Annotated in this window: 22 protein-coding genes; 4 read left to right on the top strand and 18 right to left on the bottom strand. The window is 63.9% G+C overall.

Going from position 1 to position 24,367, the window contains the following annotated elements:
- Nucleotides 1-19: 19 nt before the first annotated feature.
- Nucleotides 20-661, bottom strand: a complete 642-nt coding sequence (locus CH306_RS02185) for a hypothetical protein (protein ID WP_045196239.1) — start codon at nt 659-661, stop codon at nt 20-22.
- 603 nt (nt 662-1,264) lie between these two features.
- Between CH306_RS02185 and CH306_RS02180 the strand changes: the two genes are divergently transcribed.
- Nucleotides 1,265-1,906: a TetR/AcrR family transcriptional regulator gene (locus CH306_RS02180; protein ID WP_218829653.1), complete on the top strand. Its 642-nt coding sequence runs from the start codon at nt 1,265-1,267 to the stop codon at nt 1,904-1,906.
- A 43-nt stretch (nt 1,907-1,949) separates the two neighbouring features.
- On the opposite strand, the gene CH306_RS02175 is transcribed toward CH306_RS02180, so the two are convergent.
- From CH306_RS02175 to CH306_RS02135, 9 genes are all read right to left on the bottom strand, one after another.
- Entirely contained in the window at nt 1,950-3,836 is a 1,887-nt protein-coding gene (locus CH306_RS02175) for a S9 family peptidase (protein ID WP_094645541.1), read from the bottom strand.
- A gap of 22 nt (nt 3,837-3,858) precedes the next feature.
- Nucleotides 3,859-5,427, bottom strand: a complete 1,569-nt coding sequence (locus CH306_RS02170; RefSeq protein ID WP_218829652.1) for an alpha/beta fold hydrolase — start codon at nt 5,425-5,427, stop codon at nt 3,859-3,861.
- Between the two features lie 39 nt (nt 5,428-5,466).
- The gene (locus tag CH306_RS02165) at nt 5,467-6,189 is read right to left on the bottom strand and encodes a MerR family transcriptional regulator (protein ID WP_094645540.1); all 723 of its coding nucleotides are present in this window, start codon (nt 6,187-6,189) and stop codon (nt 5,467-5,469) included.
- Nucleotides 6,190-6,275: 86 nt separating this feature from the next.
- On the bottom strand, nt 6,276-6,962 hold the full coding sequence (locus CH306_RS02160) for a DUF3159 domain-containing protein (RefSeq protein ID WP_256981012.1): 687 nt from the start codon (nt 6,960-6,962) through the stop codon (nt 6,276-6,278).
- A gap of 717 nt (nt 6,963-7,679) precedes the next feature.
- A complete protein-coding gene (locus CH306_RS02155; RefSeq protein WP_094645538.1) occupies nt 7,680-8,861 on the bottom strand; it encodes a lipase family protein in 1,182 nt (393 codons plus the stop codon).
- A gap of 100 nt (nt 8,862-8,961) precedes the next feature.
- Nucleotides 8,962-9,189, bottom strand: coding sequence for a hypothetical protein (locus tag CH306_RS02150; RefSeq protein ID WP_094645537.1), 228 nt, complete (start codon nt 9,187-9,189; stop codon nt 8,962-8,964).
- Between the two features lie 137 nt (nt 9,190-9,326).
- A complete protein-coding gene (locus CH306_RS02145) occupies nt 9,327-10,511 on the bottom strand; it encodes a PrsW family intramembrane metalloprotease (protein WP_094645536.1) in 1,185 nt (394 codons plus the stop codon).
- Complete coding sequence (locus CH306_RS02140; protein WP_143545343.1) at nt 10,508-11,134, bottom strand: hypothetical protein; 627 nt, start codon at nt 11,132-11,134, stop codon at nt 10,508-10,510. The genes CH306_RS02145 and CH306_RS02140 overlap by 4 nt, the downstream gene beginning before the upstream one ends.
- Nucleotides 11,135-11,659: 525 nt before the next feature.
- The gene (locus CH306_RS02135) at nt 11,660-11,938 is read right to left on the bottom strand and encodes a hypothetical protein (RefSeq protein ID WP_045196226.1); all 279 of its coding nucleotides are present in this window, start codon (nt 11,936-11,938) and stop codon (nt 11,660-11,662) included.
- A 160-nt stretch (nt 11,939-12,098) separates the two neighbouring features.
- Between CH306_RS02135 and uvrA the strand changes: the two genes are divergently transcribed.
- Together uvrA and CH306_RS28950 are read left to right on the top strand one after the other, a co-directional pair.
- Nucleotides 12,099-14,549 carry an excinuclease ABC subunit UvrA gene (uvrA, locus tag CH306_RS02130; protein ID WP_094645535.1) on the top strand — a complete coding sequence of 817 codons (2,451 nt, stop codon included), beginning with the start codon at nt 12,099-12,101 and terminating at the stop codon, nt 14,547-14,549.
- Between the two features lie 166 nt (nt 14,550-14,715).
- The gene (locus CH306_RS28950; RefSeq protein ID WP_155290795.1) at nt 14,716-14,880 is read left to right on the top strand and encodes a hypothetical protein; all 165 of its coding nucleotides are present in this window, start codon (nt 14,716-14,718) and stop codon (nt 14,878-14,880) included.
- A gap of 474 nt (nt 14,881-15,354) precedes the next feature.
- Here CH306_RS28950 and CH306_RS02125 read toward each other — a convergent pair whose 3' ends face one another.
- From CH306_RS02125 to CH306_RS02090, 8 genes are all read right to left on the bottom strand, one after another.
- On the bottom strand, nt 15,355-15,828 hold the full coding sequence (locus CH306_RS02125) for an SPW repeat protein (RefSeq protein WP_179272711.1): 474 nt from the start codon (nt 15,826-15,828) through the stop codon (nt 15,355-15,357).
- A 114-nt stretch (nt 15,829-15,942) separates the two neighbouring features.
- On the bottom strand, nt 15,943-16,413 hold the full coding sequence (locus CH306_RS02120) for an Hsp20/alpha crystallin family protein (protein WP_045196189.1): 471 nt from the start codon (nt 16,411-16,413) through the stop codon (nt 15,943-15,945).
- A 257-nt stretch (nt 16,414-16,670) separates the two neighbouring features.
- Nucleotides 16,671-17,597, bottom strand: coding sequence for a universal stress protein (locus tag CH306_RS02115; RefSeq protein ID WP_143545342.1), 927 nt, complete (start codon nt 17,595-17,597; stop codon nt 16,671-16,673).
- Between the two features lie 189 nt (nt 17,598-17,786).
- Nucleotides 17,787-19,079: an MFS transporter gene (locus CH306_RS02110; RefSeq protein WP_256981011.1), complete on the bottom strand. Its 1,293-nt coding sequence runs from the start codon at nt 19,077-19,079 to the stop codon at nt 17,787-17,789.
- 45 nt (nt 19,080-19,124) lie between these two features.
- Nucleotides 19,125-20,354, bottom strand: a complete 1,230-nt coding sequence (locus tag CH306_RS02105) for an alpha/beta hydrolase (protein WP_094645532.1) — start codon at nt 20,352-20,354, stop codon at nt 19,125-19,127.
- Nucleotides 20,351-20,596, bottom strand: coding sequence for a hypothetical protein (locus CH306_RS02100; protein WP_032394846.1), 246 nt, complete (start codon nt 20,594-20,596; stop codon nt 20,351-20,353). The genes CH306_RS02105 and CH306_RS02100 overlap by 4 nt, the downstream gene beginning before the upstream one ends.
- The gene (locus tag CH306_RS02095; protein ID WP_094645531.1) at nt 20,593-21,228 is read right to left on the bottom strand and encodes a VOC family protein; all 636 of its coding nucleotides are present in this window, start codon (nt 21,226-21,228) and stop codon (nt 20,593-20,595) included. The genes CH306_RS02100 and CH306_RS02095 overlap by 4 nt, the downstream gene beginning before the upstream one ends.
- A 28-nt stretch (nt 21,229-21,256) precedes the next feature.
- Nucleotides 21,257-22,009: a maleate cis-trans isomerase family protein gene (locus CH306_RS02090; protein WP_094645530.1), complete on the bottom strand. Its 753-nt coding sequence runs from the start codon at nt 22,007-22,009 to the stop codon at nt 21,257-21,259.
- Between the two features lie 252 nt (nt 22,010-22,261).
- On the opposite strand from CH306_RS02090, the gene CH306_RS02085 reads away from it, so the two are divergent.
- Nucleotides 22,262-24,364, top strand: a complete 2,103-nt coding sequence (locus CH306_RS02085) for a hydantoinase/oxoprolinase family protein (RefSeq protein WP_094645529.1) — start codon at nt 22,262-22,264, stop codon at nt 24,362-24,364.
- Nucleotides 24,365-24,367: the final 3 nt, after the last annotated feature.

The raw sequence follows: 24,367 nt of genomic DNA, 5'->3' as shown, positions 1-24,367 counted from the left end.
GGTGTTCCTTCGGTTGGGATCAGCTCGCGAGTTCGTCGATCCAGCTCGATCGCATCCGTAGAGCTCGCTCAGTGCTGCCGATGACAGCGGCAAATCCGATGAGCAGGTTGACGTGGAGCGGCAGTCGGATGGGTGAGGTGAACACTCCGATCGAGTCGGCGATGGGGGGAATAAGAGAGAGGGATGCGATGATCTGCGGCACCTCCACGCAGAGGCCGCCGATGACGAACACGATCGAGATGAGACCGATGACGCGGCTCGGACCGGGGTGCCGGTGGTGCAGTCGAGCGCGGCGCCCCTCTGCGGATGCGGGATCGGGAGTCAGCTGCTGTTCGGTGCCGTCCTCACGCACGTAATGGCAGCGCTTGAGCCCGAATCCAGTGGCCGCGACCTCGATGCGTCCTCCGGGGACGGGGAAGCGGGTCGGCATTTTCGCGTACGACTGCAGTGCGCCGTCGACGTAGAGGCGAGCGCGCACCTCACCGTCCTTTGCGTCACCCATGTGCCGCACATCGACTGCGTAGACCGACGTCGTGCTGTCGGGTGCGGTGAGCGTGATCGACCGGAGCGATCTGCCGAACATCTGCCACCAGCGGTACCGGCGGAGCGGTTCACCCGATCCGGCGCGAATGCGGCGGTAGCGCCACTGGTTGATTCCCATCTGCTCGATCCTCGATCTTTCTAGTACAGCGTGATAGTCGATGATGACGCTAGCACACTGTGATGGAAGATGGTCGCGGAAATGCAGACGCGAACGCTGAGGAGGAGCAACCAGGCGCGTGTCCAGATCCGCTGGGCCGCAGCGATGCTGGGCGAGACACCCACGGTGTGCTCGAGTATGGCTCTACAGAGCGCAACGTAAGTCGCCGTGGTCGGCAATCACGTAACCGAGCGGTACTTCGAGCGTCGTGCATTCAACCCTGGCGTCGGCAGTGCCTGTGGCAGCAGGGTCGCACGAAGAGAAGTCGAGCATTTGCTGTTCGTAACGTGTCGGTGCAGGCGAAGGCTGCGGCTCGACCGGGGACGGTGCGCTGCACGAGGTGAGTGCCCGGAAACCGGCCATCGTCACTGTGGCGGTTTCGAGCATTGCCGTCCGGCGGCCCCGATCCTTCTGGCTCCGGTGAGATCGACTGTGAAGCATCGTAATTCCTCCCTCAGATGCTCGGCGGCGTAGGTGCGAGCGCTGTGTGGTTCTCGTCCAACGACGCCACTAGCACAGCGTGATAGATGGCTTGAGGTATCACGCTGTATTAGGGTCGGGAAGGTGTCGGACAATGTGGAAACTCGAAACAGCGAACCCAGCACCAAGGACCGAATTCTGATCGCAGCCGCGACGATGGTGTCCGAGGATCCGGGTACCCGGATCAGCGTCCGAGCGGTCGCCGCGCGAGCAGGGGTCAGTACCGGATCACTGCGTCACTTCTTTCCCACGCAGCGAGCGTTGATGGACGAAGTCGCCGCGGGAATCACCGGACTGGTGGCGAGCAGAAATGTCATCGAAGACGTCACTGTGCCTGCCGAGGAGCGACTGTTGGCGTGTATGCAGCAGGTGTTGTCGGCCACCGGGACCGGTGAGCAAGCCCGAGATACGTGGCGACGGACATTCGGCACCTACCTCAGCGCGGAGCTCAACGCCGATGCCATCGACACGTATCTCGCTTTCAGCGCGGCCGGACTCCGGCACATAGAACACTGGCTGGACGTCCTCCACAAAGAAGGTGCCCTGCCGCCGGGTGATAACACCCAGCGCGCCGCCTATCTCAACGTGATACTGGACGGGCTCTCCGTAGCACGAGCCCTCCCGACCGACGCTGCTCGACTTCGCTCGGAAAAAGACGTTCTGCACCACGCCATTTCGATGCTTTTTCACACCGCTGCACCCATACCGAAGGGCGACTCGGACTGACTTCGACGACGAGCTTCCGATCCACATCCACTGTGCTTCCGCATCATTGCTGACTGCGGCCGCCGAGGTGTTGGGCGAGAAATTCTTCCACCGCGCGGTAGTAGCGAATACTGTTCTCCGGGTTGACGAATCCGTGGCCCTCGTCGTCGAACACGAGGTAGTCGACGTCGACGCCACGTGACCTCAGGCGCTCGACGACGTTGTCCGATTCTGCCTTGACGACCCGAGGATCGTTGGCACCCTGTGCAATCAGGAGTGGCGCGCGTATCGCGTCGAGCTTGGAGATGGGGGATCGTGCGAGCATGTCGGCCAGCTGATCGGGGTCGGCGGGGTCTCCGACGAAGCGGTGCCAGCTGTTGATGATTCCCGGGCCGATGAAGGCCGGTTGGGTGCGCATGAAGTTCGACAGGTCCGAGATGCCGACGCAGTCGATCGCCGCGGCAAACGTGTCGGGGGTGAACGATGCGCCCACCAGCGCCGCATAGCCGCCGTAGGAACCACCCATGATGGCCACTCGCTCGCGATCGGCGTATCCCGCCTCGACCGCCCAGTTCACTGCATCGATCAGATCGTCGTGCATCGCGCCCGCGAATTGGCCGACCCCGGCGTTCGTGTGCGCTGTGCCGTATCCGACGGACCCGCGAAAGTTGACCTGCAACACTGCATATCCGCGGTTCGCCAGCAATTGCGCGATGGGATCGAAGGTCCACGAATCCCGATACCAGGGGCCGCCGTGCACCAACAGAACCATTGGCAGACTCTCGGGTTCCACGCCTACCGGAAGCGTCAGATACGACGGCAGAGTCAGCCCGTCACGCGCCTGGACGTTCACCGGTGCCATCGGGGCCATGTCTCCGGGATCCAGGTGTGGGTAGGGGCGGAAGAGTCGGCGACTCGATCCGGTGTTGTGATCGTAGTAGTAGGTGACGGACGGATCGCGGTCGTGGACGAAGCTGACAATCCACTTCTGTCCGCTCTCGTCGGAGGACAGTGCTCCGATGTCACCGTCGAACAGTTGCTCCAGATTCTTCAGGATGTCTGCGAAACCCGGTTCCAATGCATGGATCACCTGGCGTTCTCCCAGGTACCGAACACCGATGAGCTCTCCGGTTGCACTGTCGCAGATCAGCGGTGGCGAGGTCTGCTCGACGGCTCGTCGCGCACCGTCGAGTTCGAGTGTCGGGTGACTGTCGACGACGGTCTCCTCGCCGGTCTCCAGGTCGAGTCGAATCAGATGGGCCAAGTCGCGCCCGCGGTTGGACCCCAGCCACATGCCGGTACCGTCCGCAGTGATCTGCATCGGGCTGATGCCCATCGGGTAATCGGTGCCATCGAACGAGGCCACCGTGGCTTCTGCACCGGACTCGTCCAACCGGGTGATGTCGATGGTGCCGTCGGCGGTCATCGCGAAGACGAACACCTTGCCGTCGGCACCGAGCATCGGATACCGGCCGACGCCCGGGCTCTGCCGGATCATCGTCAGTTCACCTGTGGCGATCTTGATTTCGTACAGATCGAACTCGGCGATGCTTCTCGCATTGATCAGGACGGTATACACCCCGGCCCGACCCCGCACCGGTTCGATGGCCACTGCGCGGGAACCGGGAAACGGCGTCAGATCTACTGCCGCGGCATCGGAATCCTCCAGGTCGACGCGGAACACGTGACTGTTCTCGTCACCACCGGTGTCCTGCAGATACAGCAGCCAGCGGGGGTCGTCCGTCCACCGGAAGTCGTGCACACTGCGAGTCTCGTCGGCTGTGACGCAGCGTGGTTCGCTTCCGGGCAAGAGGTCCTCGATCCACACGTTCAGACGGTTCTTCCACGGCGCGAGAAACGCCATCCTGGTGCCGTCCGGTGACAGCGTGGCACCGGAGCGAACGGGTGGGCCGAAGAAGTCCTCGACCGCGATCAGTGGGGGTGCAGTCATGATTCGTCCTTTCGTTCGGCTGCTACAGAGCGCAGCGAGCCTCTGCTGGTGGGGATTGGAGATCGACGAGGTAGTTCTCGACGATGTCGTTGACGCAGGTGCTCGTTGCGCCGAACGCCACGGTGTGTTGGTCGCCGTCGACGGGGAGTAGCGAGCCGCCCAGGGTGTTCGCCAAGTTGACGCCTCCCTCGTACGGTGTGGACGGGTCTCCGGTGATCGAGATGGTCAGTGTGTCGGGTAGTCCGTCGATGTCGGTGGCGTAGGGGATGTCGAGAGTCGGTTCCGCAGGCCAGAATTGGCAGGGGTCTCGTGCGCCGTCCGGTCCGAGGCCTGCGTCGGTGAACGGTGCTATCTTCTGGATCTGGCGCTTGAGGTCCACTTCTTGTTCTGGAGTGTTGCGCTGTTCGTCCATGCAGTTGATCGCGTAGAGCGCCTCGGAGAAGTTCGGGACGGTGCCGTCGGCGTCGCGTCCGCCGAAGATATCGTTGATCTTGAGAAGCGTATCGGCCTGTCCTGCTTGGAGTTCGGCGATGCCCTTGGTGATGACCGGCCATGCCGAGGAGTCGTAGAGCCCCGCGATGACGGCCCCGTAGGCGGCGTCGAAGTCCATGATGCGGCCATCGCCGGTGACTATCGGATTGTCGATCAACGGTCTGACGATCTGTTGAAAGTTGTCGACGGCCTTGCTCGGGTCGGTGCCCAGCGGGCAGTCCGGTGCGCTTGCGCATGCGGCGGCCATGTCGTCGAAAGCTTTCTGGAAGTTGGCGTATTGGTAGATCCTGCGCTCTGCGGTGCCCTGGCCCGGATCGATTCCGCCGTCCAGAACCATCGCGCGCACGTTCTTCGGGAACATCTCGGCGTAGACCGCACCGAGTCGCGTTCCGTAGCTCTGGCCGAAGTAGCTCAGGGTGTCGTCGCCGAGCACGGCCCGGAGAATGTCCATGTCGCGGGCAGCATCTCGGGTGCCGATGTGTTCGAGGACGTCGTCGCCGCCGGATCGTTCGGAGCATTGGCTCACCAGCTGTCGTGCACTGTCCTCGGTGAGGGTTCTCGAGCCGGTGAGGACCGTGGTGTAGGCCTGTCCTGCCTCGTGTTCCTCGTCGGTGAAGCAGTCGATGGCCGGTGTGGACGCACCGACGCCGCGGGGATCGAATCCAATGAGGTCGAATCGTTCGGTGAGAGGGCTCTGCGCCCAGGTGGACGTCGCACCTGATGCCGCCATGCTCATTCCCGGCCCACCTGGTCCGCCGGAGTTGAGCAGGAGCGAGCCCACTTTCTCGCCGCGTGCGGGTGCCTTGAGCAGTGCGATCTGCGCCGTGCGCCCGTCCGGATCGTCGTAGTCGAGTGGCACGTCCACGCGGGCGCACTCGAATCCGGGGTCACTGGAAAACAGTTGCTCGTCGGTCGTGGTGGTGCCGTAGCCTTCGCACGGCTCGAATGTCACGCTCTGGTCGTAGAACTGCTGCAGATCGGCCGACAGCTCAGAGTCGGCGTGCGGTTCCGGCGGCGACTGGCTGCAGGCACCGAGCAGAAGCATCGACGCTGACGCTGCAGCGAAGAGTTTCGCTCTCCTGTTGTCGAATAGGGGCATGGTCGGTCGACTCCTGTCGAATTGTATTGTGCTGATGTACTATTCGGGATCGGTAGCGTTGAGTGCCGCGACCTGTCGCAGTACGTCGCGTTGGGCGGGGTTGTACAGGTCTTCCACGGCGACTGCGAGTGCGTGAGTCACCCGTTGCCTGTCGCCGCCGGTTTCTGTGTCGGCGAACAGGGCTGGGAAGCGAGTAGCCAGCCGGCGAACGTGCGGGGCCATTCGTTCGGCAAGATCCCGGGTGGTGGCGCTGTCGGCGTCGGCCGGCAGGTCGTCGAACTCTGGATCTGTGGGCAGCTGCGGAGTGGACCGCAGTAGGTCATGGTAGGCGTCGAGGGCCGTGGGGCTCAGTACGGTGCTGGCGAAGGTGATGAACTGCCGGTCTGCTGTCGTCAGATGTGCTGCAGCAGGACCGAGTTCGGGCGGCAGATCGGTCGGAAGGGAGTCGTGGAGAAGCATCGCGATCTCCAACCGTGCTCTCTGCAGGCGCTCGATCGTCGCGCCGAGTTCTGCATCCAGGGTGCGCAGTGCCTGTTCCGGATGGTCGCGTCCGTCACCCTGAGCGGCTATGTCGGCCAACGAAAATCCCAGTGCGGACAGGCGTTTGATCTGCAGCAGCCGTACGAGATGCGTGACGCTGTACTGTTTGTAGCCGTTCGAGGCACGCTCGGGCTCATCGATTAGTCCGACATCGTGGTAGTGCCGCACCGACTTGAGGGTGACGCCGGCGAGATCGGCGATCTGCCGAGTGCTCCAGCCCATGTCGCTCTCCTCCGGTTCGATCAGGTCGCAATCAGTGTCGACTGTGACCTAACGGCATAGTCAAGGGACAACTCGTCCTGCAGGGGCTACGCAGGGTTCGAGTGAACCAACTGCGCTGTGGAGCGACGGAAGGCCCAGACGGTCACGAGCACTGCTGCTGCAAGTAAAGGGGTGCCCATTGCGATCCGAGCAAACGCGAGCCACCCGGTGGCATCGGTGTCGTACAACCAGTCCTGAACGACGTAGCGGGCACCGAACAAAACGGTGAATGTCGATGTCGCGATGTAATGGGCGCGGGCGACCGAGCGATTGGACCGCCACGTGTACTCGTTGCCGTGCAGCGCATTCCATAGCAGTCCGGTCAACGGTCGTCGTGCCAGTATCGAGGCCAGCATCAGCGCTGCGCCGGCCAGGCTCAGCCAGATTCCGATGAGGAAGTAGCCGCCTGCCGAACCTGTCCAGGCGGCGATACCGCCTGCGACGACGACACCCAGCAATCCGCCACTGGCCTGCGCGAACGGCTCGCCTCGTCGGACGCGAAGAACAGTGATCACCAACGCGATGGCGATCGCGACGCCAACGGCGATCGGAAGGGACACCAGAGCGTTGGCGGTGACGAAGGCCACGACCGGAATCGCGGTGTAGATCATTCCGTTGGTTCCGCCGAGTCCGTCGAGCAGAAGCTCTGTGGCATTGACCTTTTCAGTGGTCTTGCGACCGGGAACTGTCTGCGTCTCGTTTTTGTCGTCCGATGTCGATTCCGGCCTGTTCATGGTGACCTCCTCGTCGATGCTTCGGTTCGCTCTGTGCATCCCCTACTGTCGTCTCGGCGACCGGGGCACAACAGTGCACACAAACATTGGAAATGGTGACAACATCACTGCCAGGACATGACAGATGTCATGTCCTGGCAGTGTGACCATCAGGTCGGTGGCCCGAGAACAGCGTCGACTGTGCAAGAGAGCGTTGTGGTTTTGCCTGAACCGCCAGAGGAACTTCAGGCGGTCCGCGGCTCGGCCGGGTAGCGAAACCCGGCCGTACAAGGGCAGCTACGACACTTGCCCTTTCGACGCCGAAGTGCGCTGATGCGAAGTTGTCGCGGTGTAGCCCGCAGTTGCACGGTCGTACTGACTCGGGGGCGATTTGGGTTCGTAACGAATGAGCCCCGTTGTCACGAGTCAGCACAGAGCGTTGGTGCGCCAGGACGCTCTCCGTCCACCCGATACCGTGGCTGTCCGGCACCGATCAGGACTGTCCGGTGTCGGAGAATCGGCGGCAGTTCGGTGTCACGAGAGTGTCACAAGTCGGTACGTTCGTGCATGGACTCGTCCGGACGACGATGCACGAAAAGTGTTGCAAATAAACAAATATTGAGTCCTTTGAAATTCATGCGAATCCACTTAAAGGACCTGAATCCGCACAGTGTCGGTTCGAGTCCGACTGGGGGCACCGCATTTCCGTAGGTCACAGCGCTATGTTGCTTCGGCGAGCTAACCCGAACCGTTGGCGGCGAATTGCCTTGCAGTCCAACGTAACACGAATGGCAGCCCAGTCATGGCGCCGATGAAGTGGTCGCCTGCCACGGGCTCGTAGTGCACGTTGGCACCCTTGCTGCGCCACTGTTCGATCAGGGCAGTCACGCCGGCCTCGGGGATGAAGCGATCGCCGATCCACTTGCTTGCGGAACCGTGGAAGAACGCGACCGGCACCGACGGCGCATCGGCACCCGGACGGTTCGCGGCGATCACTCGCCGCGCGATGTCGGAGTCGAACGGGTCGGGTTCGGACGCCAAGTCCTCGATTCGCATGCGTACCAGCCCGCCTAAGGCCAGGGGGAGGACGGACATGTCCTTGACCCAGGACGCCAACAGCAGCGCCTTGGGGCCGAACAGTTCGACCATCTCGGGGTGCTCACGCGCGAGACCCATGCTCGCCGCGCCCAGTAGCCCGGCCGCGACGGTGCCGTTCATGGTGTCGAGCAGCATCGAGAAGTCGGTGGGCGTTCCACCGGCGACGGCACCGGCCAACTTCACGTCCGGCGCGTACCTCGGGTGCAGTTGCGCCGTCCACGTGGTGGCGATCGCGCCGCCGCTGTAGCCGTAGGCCACCACTGGGCTGTCGGCGAGCTCCGGGGCGACGACTGTCATCCCGCGTAGCGAGTCCAGGACGGCATGCCCGGCCATCGTGCCTTCGGAGTACGACATCCGCGGGCCTTGGTGATCGGCGACGAGGACGGCGTATCCGCGGGCGAGCCAGAGCGGCATCACCGGCGGGAGGTCGGCACCGACACCGTGCACGAGCCGGTACGACGGCGTGCTCGTGGCTCCGAGTGAATCGATGGCCACGTTGTGGGCGACGACCGGCCGCGGTCCGCGCCCGGTCCACGGCCGTTTCGGGATCAGCAGCGAGGCGGTGACGCCGGCGGGGAGACCCCGTGCGTCGGTCGATCGAACCATGAACTGATGCAGGGCGGTTCGCGGCCTGGGCACCAGACCGCGGGTCGTGCGCTGTCGGATCACCGCACCGGGTGCAAGGTCCTCGATGCCGGGAGGGGTGAGGAAGAAGTCGTCGTTGTCGATCGGGGTCGGAAGGATCGCGGCATGGGGATCGTCCGGAGGCTCCAGGGGCAGTCGTCGAGTCAATACGCGATCCAGCACACCGAACACAGTCATGATCCCCCGACATTCTTCTACAGCCGCACCCATCCCCGCGGTCACCGTACAGTGCGCGGCGGTCGGTGAACGCAATATTGGATAAGTCCGACAACAGGTGTCAGTGCCGGGCGCTCAGAAGCACGGCACCGAGCTCCCCGGCCGACAGCATCGGCAGCATGTGGTGACTGCAGCCGGTCAGGACGACGGTGTGTGCGTTCGGGAGAACCTTCCCGACAGCGTCGGCAGCACGAGAACTGTTGTGCACCTTGCTCTCGCAGGCAGAGACGACAATGACGCGCGCGGACAGCGTCGACCATCGATCTGAATTGGGGCGCCGTGGAACCACCTGGCTTCGCCTTCACGGCGACGGCGGCAGCACTCGTGTTGCTCGGGATGAACCGGGGGGGCGGGCGAGTCGTGGCGGACCTCCAGGCCCGGAGGCACAGTGACGACCTGCAGGCCGTGCTTTCGGTCGGCGGTGGGTCAGCCGGCCTTGACGCGCAACCGCTCGACTTCCGAGCGAGAGTGGCGCACGGCCTCGGTGTCCGATCCCTTGTCATGGGCCAAGTCATGCGCGAGGTCGAGAATTGCCCGACGTAGGTGCTTGCGTGCTCGACGGGACTTGTGGTGGGGCGCGGACTTGATGAACGCCTTGCGCGCTTTCTTGTCCAGGATGCCGTCGACCTCGGCGTCGGTCACGGTTCCTGCTTCGACTTCGGGGGCGAGGATGTCGCGGACGAACTGGTACTCGCGCGGTGCTGCTCGCCGGAACGCGATCGTCAAGACCGTGAACCCGAGCACGATGGAGCCGAGCATGACGGGGAAGGTGAGGATGCCGCCTCGGCCGAGACCGCCGGCGTCGTCCCAGGTGAAGTGCAGAAACATTCCGACCAATACGAATGCCACACCGCGGCCGATCCGGCGTGGCTGGGCCGCCGTGCCGAGGATGTAGATGACACCGGTGCAGACGAGGGCGCTGAACAGCGGGTGGGAAACGAAGCTGACCGCTATGCGCGTGAACGACATCTGTACGGCGTGGTCGACCGGATCGGTACCGAAGGCCTGAGCTGTGGAGTTGGCGGCGTAGAGGAAGTCCTCGAAGATCGCGAATCCGAGCCCGATGAACGCGCCGACTATCAGACCGTCGTTCGCGGTCCGAATCAACCGCGGCGCAAGGCTCATGAGGAGTATGAATCCGCACAGCTTCGCGGCCTCTTCGGTGATCGGTGCGGTGGCTCCGGCTGCCCAGTTGGCACTCCACACTTGACCGAAAAGCTTGTTGTAAATGCTGATCATTGCGTTGTTCGCGGTGAGGGCGAATGCAAAGGTGGCCGGAATTGCGCCCCACAGGAGCGCGGCGAGGATGAGTCGGCCCGGTTGGCGTTCCCATCGGTCGATATGACGGAACCAAGCGAACCACGCCAGCCCGCACAATCCGCACAGCACTGCCGAGATCGCGAAGGCGTCGGCGTACAACCCGGTTTTGGGTGCGAAGTACGCCCACACCTGGAACGCGCCGATGCCGGTCAGCACGACGAACACCCAGAAACACAGATTGTGGGGTTGCACGAAGTGGAAGCGTTCACCCCAGCCGGAGATCTCCATTGCTCTGGCCTGCCGTTGGCGGGCCTCGGAGCTGTGTGTGGTGTCGGTGCCGGTCTCGCTCATGAGTTGTTCCTGTCGACGGTCCGGATGCTGGCGATCATGGTCTGGATGTTGTCGACGGCCGCGGTCATCTGAGCGGGAGGCCCGTAGGCGGTGATCTTCAGCCCCCTGCCGGCGATGACGAATGCTGCAACCACACCGTCCCCGGTCACGCTGCTGTATGGCTGTGCGACACCGCTCTCGCCTGACGTCGTGGTGAGAGTGGTCCTGTCGCCGTCGACTCTGAAGGTCGGGTCGTCGGTGCGGGAGGTGACTTTCTCCACTTGATCCAGCAATTCATCCGGTGTGCCCTCGAACGTGTCCGACGAGACCTGGAACGTGACGCCCTTCCCGGCGACGGTGGCGTCACCGGAACGACGGCTTTCGTCGTCGACACGAAAGCCGGCCTCGACATCCCAGCCGGTGGTCGGTGTGAAGACGATGGAGTCCGTCAGCGCGAGTTGCTCACCGGCGAGAACCGGGTCGTCCCAGCCGATGGCCGCGTCGACACGGGGAAGGATCACGGTCAAGACGACGAAGATCGCGACGACGAAGAGTGCCGGTGGAAACGTGCGACGGTCGAGACCGAGCACACGGTGCTCGGCCGGGACCCGATGTCGTTGTCTCGCAGCAAGAATTTGTGTCACAGTTACTCCTCGGCCCTCGGTGTCGATCACGGCGTGACGCGTACCTCGGGGGCGGAGCAATTCGAAAACAGTTCGACGAGCAAAGCAAGGCCGTAGAGGTGCGATGGCTTGTTTCGGTTGCGCGGCATCCTGATAAGCTCAACACGTATTACTTCTGGGTCGATGATATTCGGAGTCGGCCTGTCTTCTTGCCGTTAATCAGCTAAAAAGACCGAAACCGGATTCTCCGCGATCAAACCGGAAGATTGCTCGATCACGGCGCGAATTCGGGATGGGGCGTCGGCATCGTCTCTTGCACAGCTGTTCCGGGACCGTCGGATCCGAAATTCGTTGCGCGGTTGTGGAGTCCGGCGGCACAGCGCACCGAATTCACATCGATGGTGACGAATGTCGATGCGGTTCGTCGATGGACGCTCCAGTGCCTCGACTCTTCGGTCCGGCGTGATCGGCACGCTGATATGAGGTCGGTGGCCAGGCCTGCAAGCAACGAATCTGTTCGTGGCACTACTCGCCTTCCGTCACCGTTCACACGACGGTGGCAGCGTATGCCACGAACACCACGAACATGGCCGTGCCTCCGAGAGCTGCGCCGATCATTGCCTCGCGGCCGTTGGTCGCCATGCCCTTCTCGTCCCGGCTGACCCCGACCCACCCGCACACGACGGCGGCGACACCTGTTGGGACAGCGACGAAGTCGCCGATGAAAGGTACGAACGCGCAGACCAGGGCCACGATGCCCAGGATCATCGCGGCGCTGCCGGCACCGTTGCGAAACAGCGGCCGTGTGCTGTATTCCTCGGCCATGCCGCCTCCCTCTGTGCGGTCTTCGTACTCGTCGCATACGGCGCGACGAGCAGACCTACCGAAAAGATACCTCGACATACGGCGAGGCACGATGGCACCGATGCACTGCATCTCGTCGCTTCTGTGCTCTCGGGCCGAGCGCGCCAGCTAGGCTCGTTCGGTGACGGACTCAACGTGGGACGGGTACGTCCGTGTGCGCGGCGCTACCGAGCACAACCTGGCAGCTGTCGATGTCGACATACCCCGCAATGCCTTCGTCGCGTTCACGGGGGTGTCGGGGTCAGGAAAGTCGTCACTGGCCTTCAGCACCCTGTACGCCGAAGCGCAACGACGCTATTTCGAGTCGGTTGCCCCCTACGCCCGCCGCCTGCTTCAGCAAGTGGGCGCACCTCATGTCGCGTCCATCACCGGCCTTCCCCCGGCCGTTGCGCTGCAGCAACGCCGGGGGTCGCCGAGCTCGCGCTCCAGCGTCGGCACCATCACCACGATGTCGAACCTGCTGCGCATGCTCTACTCCCGGGCCGGTACCTATCCCGACGGTGCGCCCATGCTCCCGGCGGAAGCGTTCTCACCCAACACCGTCGCCGGTGCCTGCCCGAGATGCGGCGGTTTGGGCGAGTTCCACGATGTGACAACGGAATTGCTGGTTCCCGACCCGTCGCTGAGCATTCGGGAGGGCGCGATCGCGGCGTGGCCGGGTGCCTGGCAGGGGGCGAACCTGCGCAGCATCGTCGCCGGCATGGGGATCGACATCGACGTGCCGTGGCGCACGCTGAAGAAGAAGGACCGGGAGTGGCTCCTGTTCACCGACGAGCACCCCAAGGTGTGGATCGAACCGGAGGAGGGACGAGTCGACCACAGTTACGAAGGCAAGTTCTGGAGCGCCCGCAGCCATGTCATGCACGTTCTGACCGACTCGAACAGCGAGCGCATGCGAGAACGCGCTCTGCAATTCACCGAGACCGTTCGCTGCCCGATGTGCTCCGGCAGCGGACTGCGTGCCGACGCGTTGGCCGTCACCATTGCCGGCCGGTCGATCGCCGAGATCAATGCGCTCTCGCTGACAGAACTTGCCGCATTACTGCGCCCCATTGCCGAACAGTCGGGGGAGACCACGGAGGTGGCGGTACGCATCACCGCAGATCTGCTGGCCAGGATCGACGTGTTGCTCGATTTGGGCTTGGGATATCTGGCGCTCGGGCGTAGCTCGACGACTCTGTCGCCCGGCGAGACGCAGCGGTTGCGAATTGCCACTCAGCTCCGTTCGGGTCTGTTCGGGGTGGTGTACGTGTTGGACGAACCGTCCGCCGGACTGCATCCCGCGGATGCCGAGCCGCTGCTCGACGTCCTGGACCAGCTGAAGGCGTCGGGAAACAGCTTGTTCGTGGTCGAACACGACATGGACGTGGTCCGGCGCGCCGATTGGGTGGTCGATATCGGACCCGCGGCCGGTGAGGGCGGCGGACGGGTGCTGTACAGCGGCCCCGTCGCAGGCTTGGAGGAGATCGAGGAGTCGGTCACCAGCAGGCACCTCTTCGGTCGAGCGGAATCCGTGCAGCGGCAGGCGCGCCCCACCCAGGGCTGGCTCACGCTGGCCGGGGTCACCCGGCACAATCTGCGGGAGTTGACGGCGCAGTTCCCACGCGCGGTCCTGACGGCGGTGACGGGTGTGTCGGGCTCCGGTAAGTCGACACTGGTCAGCCAGGTCCTGTTCGAGGTGGCGCGCCACCGACTCGAGACCGCGGCAGACGACGATGACGCACAGATCGAGGTCGACGTGGCCGAGGTCTCCGGAATCGAGTCGTTCACCCGCCTGGTCCGGGTGGATCAACGCCCTATCGGCCGAACCCCCCGATCGACTCTGGCCACCTACGTCGGAATGTTCGACGTCGTCCGCAAACTGTTCGCCGCCACCGACGAGGCCAAGGCCCGCGGATGGGCACCCGGACGGTTCTCCTTCAACGTCGCGGAGGGACGATGCCCCACGTGCCAGGGCGACGGTTTCGTCGAGGTGGAGCTGCTGTTCCTCCCCGGCACCTATGGCCCCTGCCCCACCTGCCACGGTGACCGGTACAACCCGGAAACTCTCGAAATAACCTGGCGCAAAAAGACAATTGCCGAGGTACTGCACATGTCGGTGGACGAGGCAGCGATGTTCTTCGCCGATATCGCGGCAGTGTCCCGCAGTCTGGAGACGTTGCACGACATCGGGCTCGGCTACCTTCGACTCGGTCAACCCGCCACCGAGCTGAGCGGCGGCGAGGCGCAGCGCATCAAGATCGCGACCGAATTGCAGCGCACCCGTCGCGGTACTGCCCTCTATCTACTGGACGAACCGACCGCAGGGCTCCATCCCGCCGACGTCGCCCTGCTCATGCGCCAGCTGCACTTGCTTGTCGATGCAGGCAACACCGTGGTGATGGTGGAACACGACCTGGATGCCATAGCCTCCGCCGACTGGGTCATCGATCTCGGTCCCGGCGGCGGCGACAACGGGGGCACTGTCGTTGCTACCGGAACGCCCGCCGAAGTCGCGTCGTCCCCGGACAGCATCACGGGACCGTATCTGGCCCGACGGCTCCGATCCGGGACTGTTGCCGCGTCGCGTTGAGCCCGAGCAGCAGCCTCACCGCTGAGGCTCGGGGCGTGGTTTGTCTACGCGTTGTGCCACGGGCGAGTCGAGCCCATGAATGGTCTTTGTGCTCTCTACAAACCGCAGTGTGGATGCCATCGTGGTTTGTCACAGTGAGACGCAGAATCGACCGTTGGGGAATGCCATGGAACCGCCGCCTTCGCTCGTCAAGTTGGTCGTGGTCTCCGGACTGTTCGTGACCTGCCTGTTCGTGGGCGCGCCGCTGCTGTTGATCGTCGCTTTCGGACTGTTGGCGGCCGCACAGTGTGTGCTGGTTCTGACCGATGTCGGTTCGGGATGGCAACAGTGAGCGGGCGACTCGGGCCGGTCTGACACCGCAGCGGGTGGGACGGTCCATGCCCGGACCTCCGCGAATGGGGACTTTGTGCTCTTTTTCCTCCTGCCGGCCCGGACCATCCTGTGGATACACCAGTCTTCGCCGCCCGATCTTTCGACGGAGGTGCCCGATGCACAACTCTGGATCGTTCGATTCTGTGCGAGCCGATCCCGTACCGGACGTCGTCTGGCGCGACCCTAGTCCGCTCGAGCCGTGGTGGGAGAGCGTCATCGGTCCCGCGCGCTCCCGTCGGCCGACACCACCCGCGCAGGAAGCCGATGATCGCGATGGGTACAAATGTCGATTCGGTGCCTCCGCGCGCGGGACGGGGTAGCGTCGTTCGCTGCTATCGGTCGGCCCGGTGCCCTCCGGTGGCGTCCGTACACGGTCGATACACGACAGCGCCGAACCCGACAGGCTCGGCGTTCTCGTGTTCCGCGCGGACGGCTACCGTCCGCTGCGATGCATACCCGTGAAGCGTCCTGTGCCCATGGCCGTTGCAACTGCGCCGAGCCCGAGCACGACGATTCCGACCAGTACGTTGGACCAGATCATGCCGTTCGTGCGCTCGAGATCGGCGATGATCCATGGGGACACGATCAGCCAGATCCCCAGGAGCGGTACCACGAAGGACACCCCGTGGATTCGTCCGTACGCGGCTCCGAGTGCAAGCGCGAGGACTGCGATCGCAGAACCGGTGATCAGGTTGGTCATGGCGAACGCGGCACGGCCGTCGGCGGCTGTACTCGACAGCGGCGCGACACCGAGAATCCAGGCCGAGCTCGCCGCGTACAGACCGGCCAGCAGTAGCAGCCCATCTGTCACTTGTCCCACGGGCCTGTTGAACACCGCGTCGTAGCGATCGCGCAGTGCAGCGATGTCGGGATGTGCGTGCATGGACTCACTGGTCGTTGTGGACATTGTTCGAGTCCTTTCGAGTGAGTAGGTGAGTGTCGATGTTCAGGGGCCGCGGTGCTCGCCTGTAGGCCGCGGTTCATCCGACTACACGGTTCGGGCCGACGGACGGCGGCGCCCTCAGTTGGTTCCGACCCCGTTGGGTTGGACCCCGTTGCTCCTGACCTCGATGTGGCGGACAGGCGTGTCCGGCTCGGATCCGGCAAGTGTCACATCGACCGTCAGAATCCCGTTGTCGTAGGTGGCTTCGATTGCGTCGTCCTTCGCTCCGGCAGGGAGATCGATCGTGCGGTGGAAGCTGCCGTAGCGGAACTCCGATCGCGTGCCCTCCGTCTTCTGCTCTGCACGTTCGGCTTTGATGAAGAGCTTGCCGTCGTGCACGCTGATGTCCACGTCCCGTTCTGGATCGATACCGGGCAGCTCCGCCCGGAGCACGTATCGGTCGTCCTCCAGGGTTTCTTCGACCCGAATCATGTGACCTTCCAGCGCACTCCACGGCGGCATGGCCTCGAATCGTGCCATCAGGTCCGACCAGTCCGGTAGCGCCGGCCACGACGGAATCAGTGGCGTGCGGTTGGCGAGAACGGTCATCGTACATCCTCCTCGTGTTCGTGAATGTGTACTCGATCGACCCGTCGGGCCGACCCACTGACAACTACAACACCGTGACGAACTGCCGGGTAGAGCCCAAAGTCACTGACCGACAAAGCGAAAGACGAACGGGAACGGATCGCGCCCACCTCGGGACTTCGAAGAGCGAGCCGTTGCGATTGCGCCCCGAGTTCGCCGCCTTCTCGGCTGCACCGGTTTCACGAGCGAAGGATGCGCCCAGGTGAGTCGGGATGCCGTTATCCAGGTTGTCCGGCGTTCGCAGGCACGAAGACGACCGGGACTTCGGCGCGACGAAGCACCGTACGGCTGGTCGATCCGACGAACAGCGGCGAGGTCGCACCGCGGCTGCATGCACCCACCACGACGAGCTGTGTATCGATCGCGTTCTCGAGCAGCGCGTGTGACGGGCGGTCGTGTGCCGCATGAGTCGTGACCACGACGTCGGGGTACTTCTCGGACCACGAGGCAACGAGGCGATCGATCCAACGCTGTGGGGCAGAACTCCGACGAATGCGTGGACCGAGATCGATGTGTCGGACGAACCCGGCGCGTGGTTCGGTGGCCTCGTACGCGTGCACCGCGTGCAGCGGGACCCCGAGTCGTGCAGCCTGGTCGAAAGCGACGGCGAGGACTGCGTCGTCCTTCGGGGAACCGTTCACACCCACCACCACAGCTGCGGCAGCGTCGGGCACGGTCGTTGCTCGGGTGAATCCGTGCGGAACGACAACAACGGGGCACCGGGCGCGAGTGACGACATCGGTACTGACCGAACCGTGTACTGCGCGTGCGACGCTTCCCTTCCGACGCGACCCGAGGACGAGCATCCGGGCAGTGTCGGCGTACTCGTTCAGGACCTCGTCCGGTGGTCCGGGTTCGAGTACTGTCTCGACGTCTGCGTCGTCACCCAGAACGGACTCTGCGACAACTCGCGCGGCGGCGAACGCAGACCGTGCGCGAGCGCGAGCACCCGACGCGGTACCGCCGTGCGCATTGGCTGCTCCGGCTCGTGCGATGTCTCGATCCACGCCTGCACAGACGAGGAGCAGCGTGGTGTTTCGACCGACCGCGTCGGCGGCGGCCCATCCCAGAGCATTTCGCGACGATACAGAGCCGTCGATACCGACGACCGTCAGATTCCTTCGATTGTCGACAGAGCTGGTCATGCATCGATTCTCGGTGGTCGGATCGACCGGAAACAGGGCCTTCGGACCCTGTTCACACTGCACAGGGCTCGAATTGGGCACGGGTTACGGCCGGCACCGAGGCGCTCGAAGGTCCAGGTGATCGAGAACAGAATGCTCTGGCAGACCGAGTTGTCATCGGATGCAATCGGTTGGATTGCTGCGCGGAGTTCACGATCGTGGACGCGACCGATCGGACGACCTGGTGGAGGAGACGTCCGCTGCGGGAGTGTCACGGCGGCCCGCCGGAATCAGAATCGTCACCGCGGCTCCGATGATTGCGGGCAGGGCGAAAGCCAACAGCTGAGTGCTGGTACCTGCACCGGCGGCGACGAACATTCCACCGTAGGTGGGGCCGACGATCGCGCCGAGTCGCCCCACCGCGAGTGCGACGCCCAATCCTGTTGTCCGGCAGGCCACGGGGTAGTAGCCACCGATGAAGGTGTTCAGCAGGATCTGCGTCCCGGTCGTACCCATTCCTGCGATCAGTACCAGAACGTACACGATGCCGATCGGGGGAGTGGTCGCGATCAAGGCCAACGATACTGCTGCACAGACGAATCCGAGGGTGGTCACCGGTTTGATGCCGTAACGATCGGCCAGGTGAGCACCGCCGAGAGCGCCTACTGCACCGCCCACATTGAGCACCAGCAAGAAGGACAGCGCGGCGCCGAGTGGGTATCCGGCCGACCTCATGACAGCGGGCAACCAGGTCGCGACACCGAACAACACGAGCAGGCACAGCAGGGTCATCACCCAGAAGGACAACGTCACTCGCGCACGGTTCGCGGTGAACAGCGCGCCGATTCCGCGATCCGTCGATGTCGGGTCGCCACCGGCACTCTCCGATGCTTCCTCGAGTCCGTAATGGGTCGAGATCCTCTGTGCTGCATCCGTCCTGCCTCGCGAGTTGAGGAACGCGGGTGATTCGGGAAGATGTCTGAGCATTGCCGGCAGAATCAACAACGCTGGGATCATCCCTGCTGCGAACATCGCTCGGAAGCCGAACGCCGGGACGAGCCACAGCGACAGGATCCCCGCCGCGATACCGCCGACACTGGTGCCCACGAATCCCAGTGCGACCGTTCGTGCTCTCGTGTCCAGTCGGGAGAATTCGATCAGCATCGATGCAGCGGTCGGCATCAACACTCCTGCTCCGACGCCGACGACGAATCGCGCTGCTCCGAAGATCTCGGGTGAGGGTGCAATCGCACAGCATCCCATCGCGGCCGAGAACAACGCGACTGCGGCGATCAAGGCGCGTCGCCTACCCCAGCGATCCGCGATGCTGCCCGCGGCGAGTGCCCCGGCGAGCATGCCGACTCCCACCACGGATCCGAGTACCCCGACGGTCGCCGGATCCAGATCCCACGGCTCGTACGCCAGGAGCGACGGAACCACCGTGCCGTACATCAGAAGGTCGTACCCTTCCAGCGTCAGCGCCGCCAGACAGAGTGCGACCACGGGAGAAAAAGTGTTACGTGACATGTGTTTCCGCTCGCAAGAGGGTCAGATGAAGTGGTCGGACAACCAGGCACCGATATCGGCGGCGGCCAGAGAAGCGCCGGTGGGCGCCCCGTCGCGAATGGGGCCGCCGAAGTGGGTGCCCTCGATCGCCACACGAGACTTGTCGATCGAGCCCAGAGCCTCGACCATCCTCGACGCGTCCTCCGGGAAACACGCCTGATCGCCGTTCAGTTCGACGAACAACGACGGGACCGTCACCGACGGTGCGCACCGAACGAAGTCGGCGTTGGAGCTCAGACCGGACCACGTCGACAACCAGGCATCGGGCGTGGACAGGCGCGCGAAACCGACGAGCCCGTAGTTCGTCAGATCCGGCCGTCGGCCGAACAACGAACCGTACGGTCGAGCGTTCGGACTGAGCGAGAGATCGGTGAATCTCAGGTCCGCGTCGGTACGATAAACGGTCAATATGCGCGGCGCCAACGCATCTCGACGGTCGGCAGGATCACCGCTTGTCTTGAAACGCCGTCGGGCCTCGGATGCTTCGGCGACCCGTGACCGCGCGAGCGCGTCCAGCCGAGCGACGCGCTCGTGCTGCGCGGCGCGATACCGATGAACGAAGTCCTCCGGATACGACGAACTTTCCGGTGCGTCGACGAATCCGTTGGCTGCATCGAAGGGATCGAGCGACGGGTCGATGGACATGGGGTCGGATTCGTCGACGACGGAAGGATCGATCAGTCGCAGCAGCAGCGCACCCTGTCCGGGGTGCGGAGCCATGAAGATCGCACCGTCCGGCACCGGCATCTCCGCCGACGCGAGATCGATCGGCCGACCGGACGGGGTGGCCGTCAGTCGATGCTCCGGCGCAAGACCGGCCTGCTCGTGGTAGAACGCGAACAGGGTGCCGCCACCGGAGTGTCCCAGCGTCACAACGTGATCGAACGACCGTGAACGCAGGAATACCTGCCCGGCGGCTGCGTCGAGCAATGCCTGCTCGTGTACCAGGGAGATGTCGTTGTTCACCGAACGCGTGCCCTGGGTCCACACCGCATATCCGCGGGCGAGGAGTTCGGGCACCAGTACGTGGTGCGTCAGATCCTGTCTCGGGTGCATCAACGCCACGACGACGTCGGCACCGGGAACCGTTCTCAGCACTCCGCTGACCTTGGCGCCGTCTGCGGTGGTCAGCTCGTGGGTAGAGGTGACGGTGTTGCTCGGTGCCTCGGCGGCGTCGATGTAGCGACCGGCCCCGAGACGGGCCGCAGTCATGATCCCTCGACGCGCAGAGCGTCTTTGTCCCACTGTGTGATTCGAGAGTCGGACAGGCCCGAGACACTGCTGTACCAGACTGCGTGCCTGCATCCGGTCGCCCGACGATCGATCACGATGTCCCCGTCCGAGACTATGCGGAAGTACGGGCCGACATGGTCCACGCGCACGGCCGGATCGATGTCCGCAACCGACGCGATCGTCGTGTTCTCCGGAATGTCGAGGACGTACAACGTGGTCACGACACCCCCACCTCGTTCTCGGCCGACCAGTCGGCCGCACGCTCGACGATCAACTCGGCCTTGCGGGTCAACAGGTTCGCCATACTCGGGTCGGGTCCGCGAACGACGTCGATCAGGGCGTCGATCGTCAGATTCGCGTCGAGGTCCTCCTGCGGCGTGACCGGACGCATCGCGCGGGTGAGCTCGATCATGTAGCCGTTGGGATCGTGGGTGTAGATGGACTCGATCGTCTCGTGCTGGATCTGCATCTCCACGGGCCAGTCGCTGCCGTCGAGCCGTCGTCGATACTCCATCAGGTCTTCTTCGCTGTCGACGTGAATCGCCAGGTGACGCGAGCGGATGAAGAAGATCGGTACGTCCTCTGCGAAGCGTGAATACGCGTCACCCTGTGGTCCACCCTCGAACGGCTCGAGACCGAAATAGTAGAAGAATGCGAGGCGATCATCGTTGCCGATGTCGAAGAAGAAGTGGATGAAGTCCGGATGCTTCTCCGGTCCCCACCCCGCTGCGCAGATGGAATGGACGACGGGGAACCCGAGCACGTCGCGGTAGAACTCGACCGTCGCGGCGGGATCGAACGTGGGATAGGCGACGTGGTCGACGCCCCGAACCTTGTGTGGCAAGTCGGACATGGAGATTTCCTCTCTACGAAGTGACGATCTACGACGCGACGACGGCGTCCGCGCGGAGCAACGAGCCGCTATCCGGTAGATCGACGGACAGGTCGAGCGCACGGAGCAGGCTGTAGGCACCTGCCGTGGCGGCCGAGAGCACGGGAATCCCGAACTCGTCCTCGGCAGCCTGGACGAGAGGCAGGGACGGCATCTGTACGCACGCGGAGATCACCAGTGCGTCGGCACCGGTGAGATCCAAAGATCTGGCCGCGTCCATGACTCGTTCGCCAGGGATGCAGCCGACTTCGGCGTTGTCGGAGACTTCGAGGGCACGCCAATCGAGTACGCGAATACCTTCGGCCTCGATGTACTCGACCACCTTCTCCGCTAGTGGTCGCATGTACGGCGTCACGAGAACGATGTTGCTCGCGTCCAGAGCGCGCAGGCCTTCCACGAGGGCTCCCGCGCTCGACCGGACGGCTGCATCGGATCCGCCCGTGGCGAGTTGCTCGGCCACCAACCCCTCGACGCGTTGGTGTTCCCCGGGCCCGGCGACCATCAGGGCGACGAGGCAGGCATAGAGAACGGCGTCGATCCCGGCATCACCCAATTCGAGGATGCACCGCTCTCGCTGGGCGTTCATCGCTCGCAGTTGCTCCGGTGACACGGCCTGCATGCGCATCCGCGAGGAGTGGAACGAGAACCGCGCGTGTCGATGTCGCGCCAACAGGGCCGGCATCTCCGTTTCCACGGTGACGTTGGAGCTCGGAACGACCAAGCCCACACGGTGAATGCTCATGCACTGCCTTTCGGTATTTGACGTTGATGACGAGTATTCGACGTTTGCGATGATTCGTCAAGTGGTGTCCACCAGCGGAAGTGAACGGCAGTATCGAGTCGGACGGAATCGAGGGAGGTGACAGCACTCACATTCGTGCTTGACATGTCGTCGGTCACGTCGAATACTCGACGCAGACGTAAGCAGTGTTCGAGGGTGCCTCGCTCTCACACGCCAGAACGTCTTCGACTCGGACCTAAGGAGCACACCGGCATGACCTATGTGATCGGAGTGGACGTCGGCGGAACGTTCACGGATGCAGTACTCGACGACAGTTCCGGCACCGTGGTCGCGGCCAAGGCGCCCTCGACTCCACCCGACTATTCCCAGGGCGTCATCGACGTTCTCGAAGCGTTGGCCGAGCAGCTCGGATGCCCGGTGCAGGAGATGCTCGCGAACACCCACCACATCGCGCACGGCACCACGTCCTCGCTCAATGCTCTGGTGATGGGCAACGTCCCGCCGGTCGGGTTCCTGACCACCAAGGGGCATCGGGATTCGATCTACATCATGAACGTCGAGGGCCGGTACCTCGGTGGCTCTCCCGAGCAACTGCAGAACGTGTTGGGACAGAGCAAGTCCCACGGTCTCGTCCCCAAGCGACACGCACTCGAGGTCACCGAACGCCTCGACCGTGACGGCACGGTCGTCGTCGCGCTCGACGAGGAGTCCGCGCGCGTCGCCATCCGAAGCCTGGTCGACGACGGTGTCTCCGGAATCGCGGTCTCGCTGCTCTGGTCTTTCCGTAACCCTGTGCACGAGCTGCGCATTCGTGAACTCGTGCACGAGATCGCGCCCGACATGTTCGTTTCTTTGTCCTCCGAGGTGAGCCCGCGCATCCGTGAGTTCGCGCGTAACGCGACGACGATCATGAGCACCCAGATCGGACCGGGACTACGCGACTACCTGGGTTCGTTGGAATCCAAGCTGCGTGCACTCGATCTCGCCGGCCCACTCCTGGTGATGCAGAGCAACGGCGGTGCCGTTGCCGCAGCCGAGGCACCGAAGAACGCCATCAGCACAGTCGGGTCCGTCCTCACCGGCGGCGTGGTCGGTGCGGTGTCACTCGGAAAGCAGCTCGGTCACAAGAACATCATCGCCACCGACGTCGGCGGCACCACCTTCCTCGTCGGCCTCGTCGTGGACGGTGAGCCGGTGCGTGCGTCGAGCACCATCATCAATCACCACCCGATCAACGTGCCCACCCTGCAGGTGCACGCCATCGGCTCAGGTGGCGGTGCCATCGCGTGGGTGGATGCCGGCGGCAACCTCCAGATCGGGCCGCACAGCGCTCAGGCGGTGCCCGGACCTGCGTGTTACGGACAGGGCGGCACCGAACCCACCAATGCCGACGCCAATCTCGTCCTCGGCATCCTCCCCGAACGCGGATTGCTCGGTGGTCGCAAACCACTCGACAAAGAGCTTGCGCGAGAGGCCATTCGTCGCCGCATCGCGGAACCGCTCGGTCTGTCGATCGAGGACGCAGCCGCCGCGATCTATGCCGTGCAGAACGCACAAACGGGCGACCTCCTGCGCAAGACCGTCGTCGAAGCCGGACACGATCCGCGCAACTTCGTTCTCTACGCATTCGGTGGAGCCGGCCCATCGCATTGCGCTGCCTATGCCGCCGAAGTCGGCGTCAAGGAAGTCATCGTTCCGCTCGGGCAGGTGGCATCGGCGTTCTCGGCCTACGGTCTTGCGTCGTCGAACATCGTCCTCGCGGCCGAGCTGTCCGACCCGGCGGCGATGCCGCTCGATCCTGCTCGCGCAGAGGCGAATTTCGACGGCCTCGAGAAGCGAGTCCGTGAAGCCCTCGGTCGACAAGGACTCAATTTCACGTCTGTCCAGGTCGAACGTGAAATCGACATGCGGTACACGATGCAGTTGGCAGAGGTTGCCACCACCATTCCCGAAGGCTCGCTCGACTCGTCGAGCGTCGCACACGCGTCCGACCTCTTCGAGCAGCGCTACGCAGACTTGTACGGGAAGGACAGCGGTTTCCGTGAAGCAGGTATTCAGGCGATCACCTACCGCGTGCGTGCAACCGGCGTCCTGCCGTTCTCGCCGACGCTCCCCGAGCTGAAGTCGGCCGACTCCGCCGACGCCTCGGTCGCCCGCATCGGCACCCGAAAAGTCAACTTGGACGGTCGAATCGGATACGTCGACACCGACATCTACGACTACAGCAAGCTCGCCGCCGGGCATGTGCTCGCCGGCCCCGCAATCGTCGAAGTCCCGACGACCACAGTCGTCGTCCCGCACGGCACCACCGGAACTGTCGACCGCCTCGGCAACCTCAACATCGTCGCCGGCTGAGAC

The sequence above is a fragment of the Rhodococcus sp. 15-725-2-2b genome, from assembly GCF_002259075.1.
Lineage (GTDB): Bacteria > Actinomycetota > Actinomycetes > Mycobacteriales > Mycobacteriaceae > Rhodococcoides.
This window is presented reverse-complemented; position numbering and strand designations above follow the sequence as displayed.

Coding starts and splice junctions, on each gene's coding strand:
- CH306_RS02170 (WP_218829652.1), bottom strand. CDS start 5,427: ATGCCCCTATTCGACAACAGGAGAGCGAAACTCTTCGCTGCAGCGTCA.
- CH306_RS02090 (WP_094645530.1), bottom strand. CDS start 22,009: ATGAGCATTCACCGTGTGGGCTTGGTCGTTCCGAGCTCCAACGTCACC.
- CH306_RS02160 (WP_256981012.1), bottom strand. CDS start 6,962: ATGAACAGGCCGGAATCGACATCGGACGACAAAAACGAGACGCAGACA.
- CH306_RS02135 (WP_045196226.1), bottom strand. CDS start 11,938: ATGGCCGAGGAATACAGCACACGGCCGCTGTTTCGCAACGGTGCCGGC.
- CH306_RS02115 (WP_143545342.1), bottom strand. CDS start 17,597: ATGACCAGCTCTGTCGACAATCGAAGGAATCTGACGGTCGTCGGTATC.
- CH306_RS02175 (WP_094645541.1), bottom strand. CDS start 3,836: ATGACTGCACCCCCACTGATCGCGGTCGAGGACTTCTTCGGCCCACCC.
- CH306_RS02125 (WP_179272711.1), bottom strand. CDS start 15,828: ATGTCCACAACGACCAGTGAGTCCATGCACGCACATCCCGACATCGCT.
- CH306_RS02145 (WP_094645536.1), bottom strand. CDS start 10,511: ATGAGCGAGACCGGCACCGACACCACACACAGCTCCGAGGCCCGCCAA.
- CH306_RS02105 (WP_094645532.1), bottom strand. CDS start 20,354: ATGACTGCGGCCCGTCTCGGGGCCGGTCGCTACATCGACGCCGCCGAG.
- CH306_RS02185 (WP_045196239.1), bottom strand. CDS start 661: ATGGGAATCAACCAGTGGCGCTACCGCCGCATTCGCGCCGGATCGGGT.
- CH306_RS02085 (WP_094645529.1), top strand. CDS start 22,262: ATGACCTATGTGATCGGAGTGGACGTCGGCGGAACGTTCACGGATGCA.
- CH306_RS28950 (WP_155290795.1), top strand. CDS start 14,716: ATGGAACCGCCGCCTTCGCTCGTCAAGTTGGTCGTGGTCTCCGGACTG.
- CH306_RS02120 (WP_045196189.1), bottom strand. CDS start 16,413: ATGACCGTTCTCGCCAACCGCACGCCACTGATTCCGTCGTGGCCGGCG.
- CH306_RS02095 (WP_094645531.1), bottom strand. CDS start 21,228: ATGTCCGACTTGCCACACAAGGTTCGGGGCGTCGACCACGTCGCCTAT.
- CH306_RS02165 (WP_094645540.1), bottom strand. CDS start 6,189: ATGGGCTGGAGCACTCGGCAGATCGCCGATCTCGCCGGCGTCACCCTC.
- CH306_RS02155 (WP_094645538.1), bottom strand. CDS start 8,861: ATGACTGTGTTCGGTGTGCTGGATCGCGTATTGACTCGACGACTGCCC.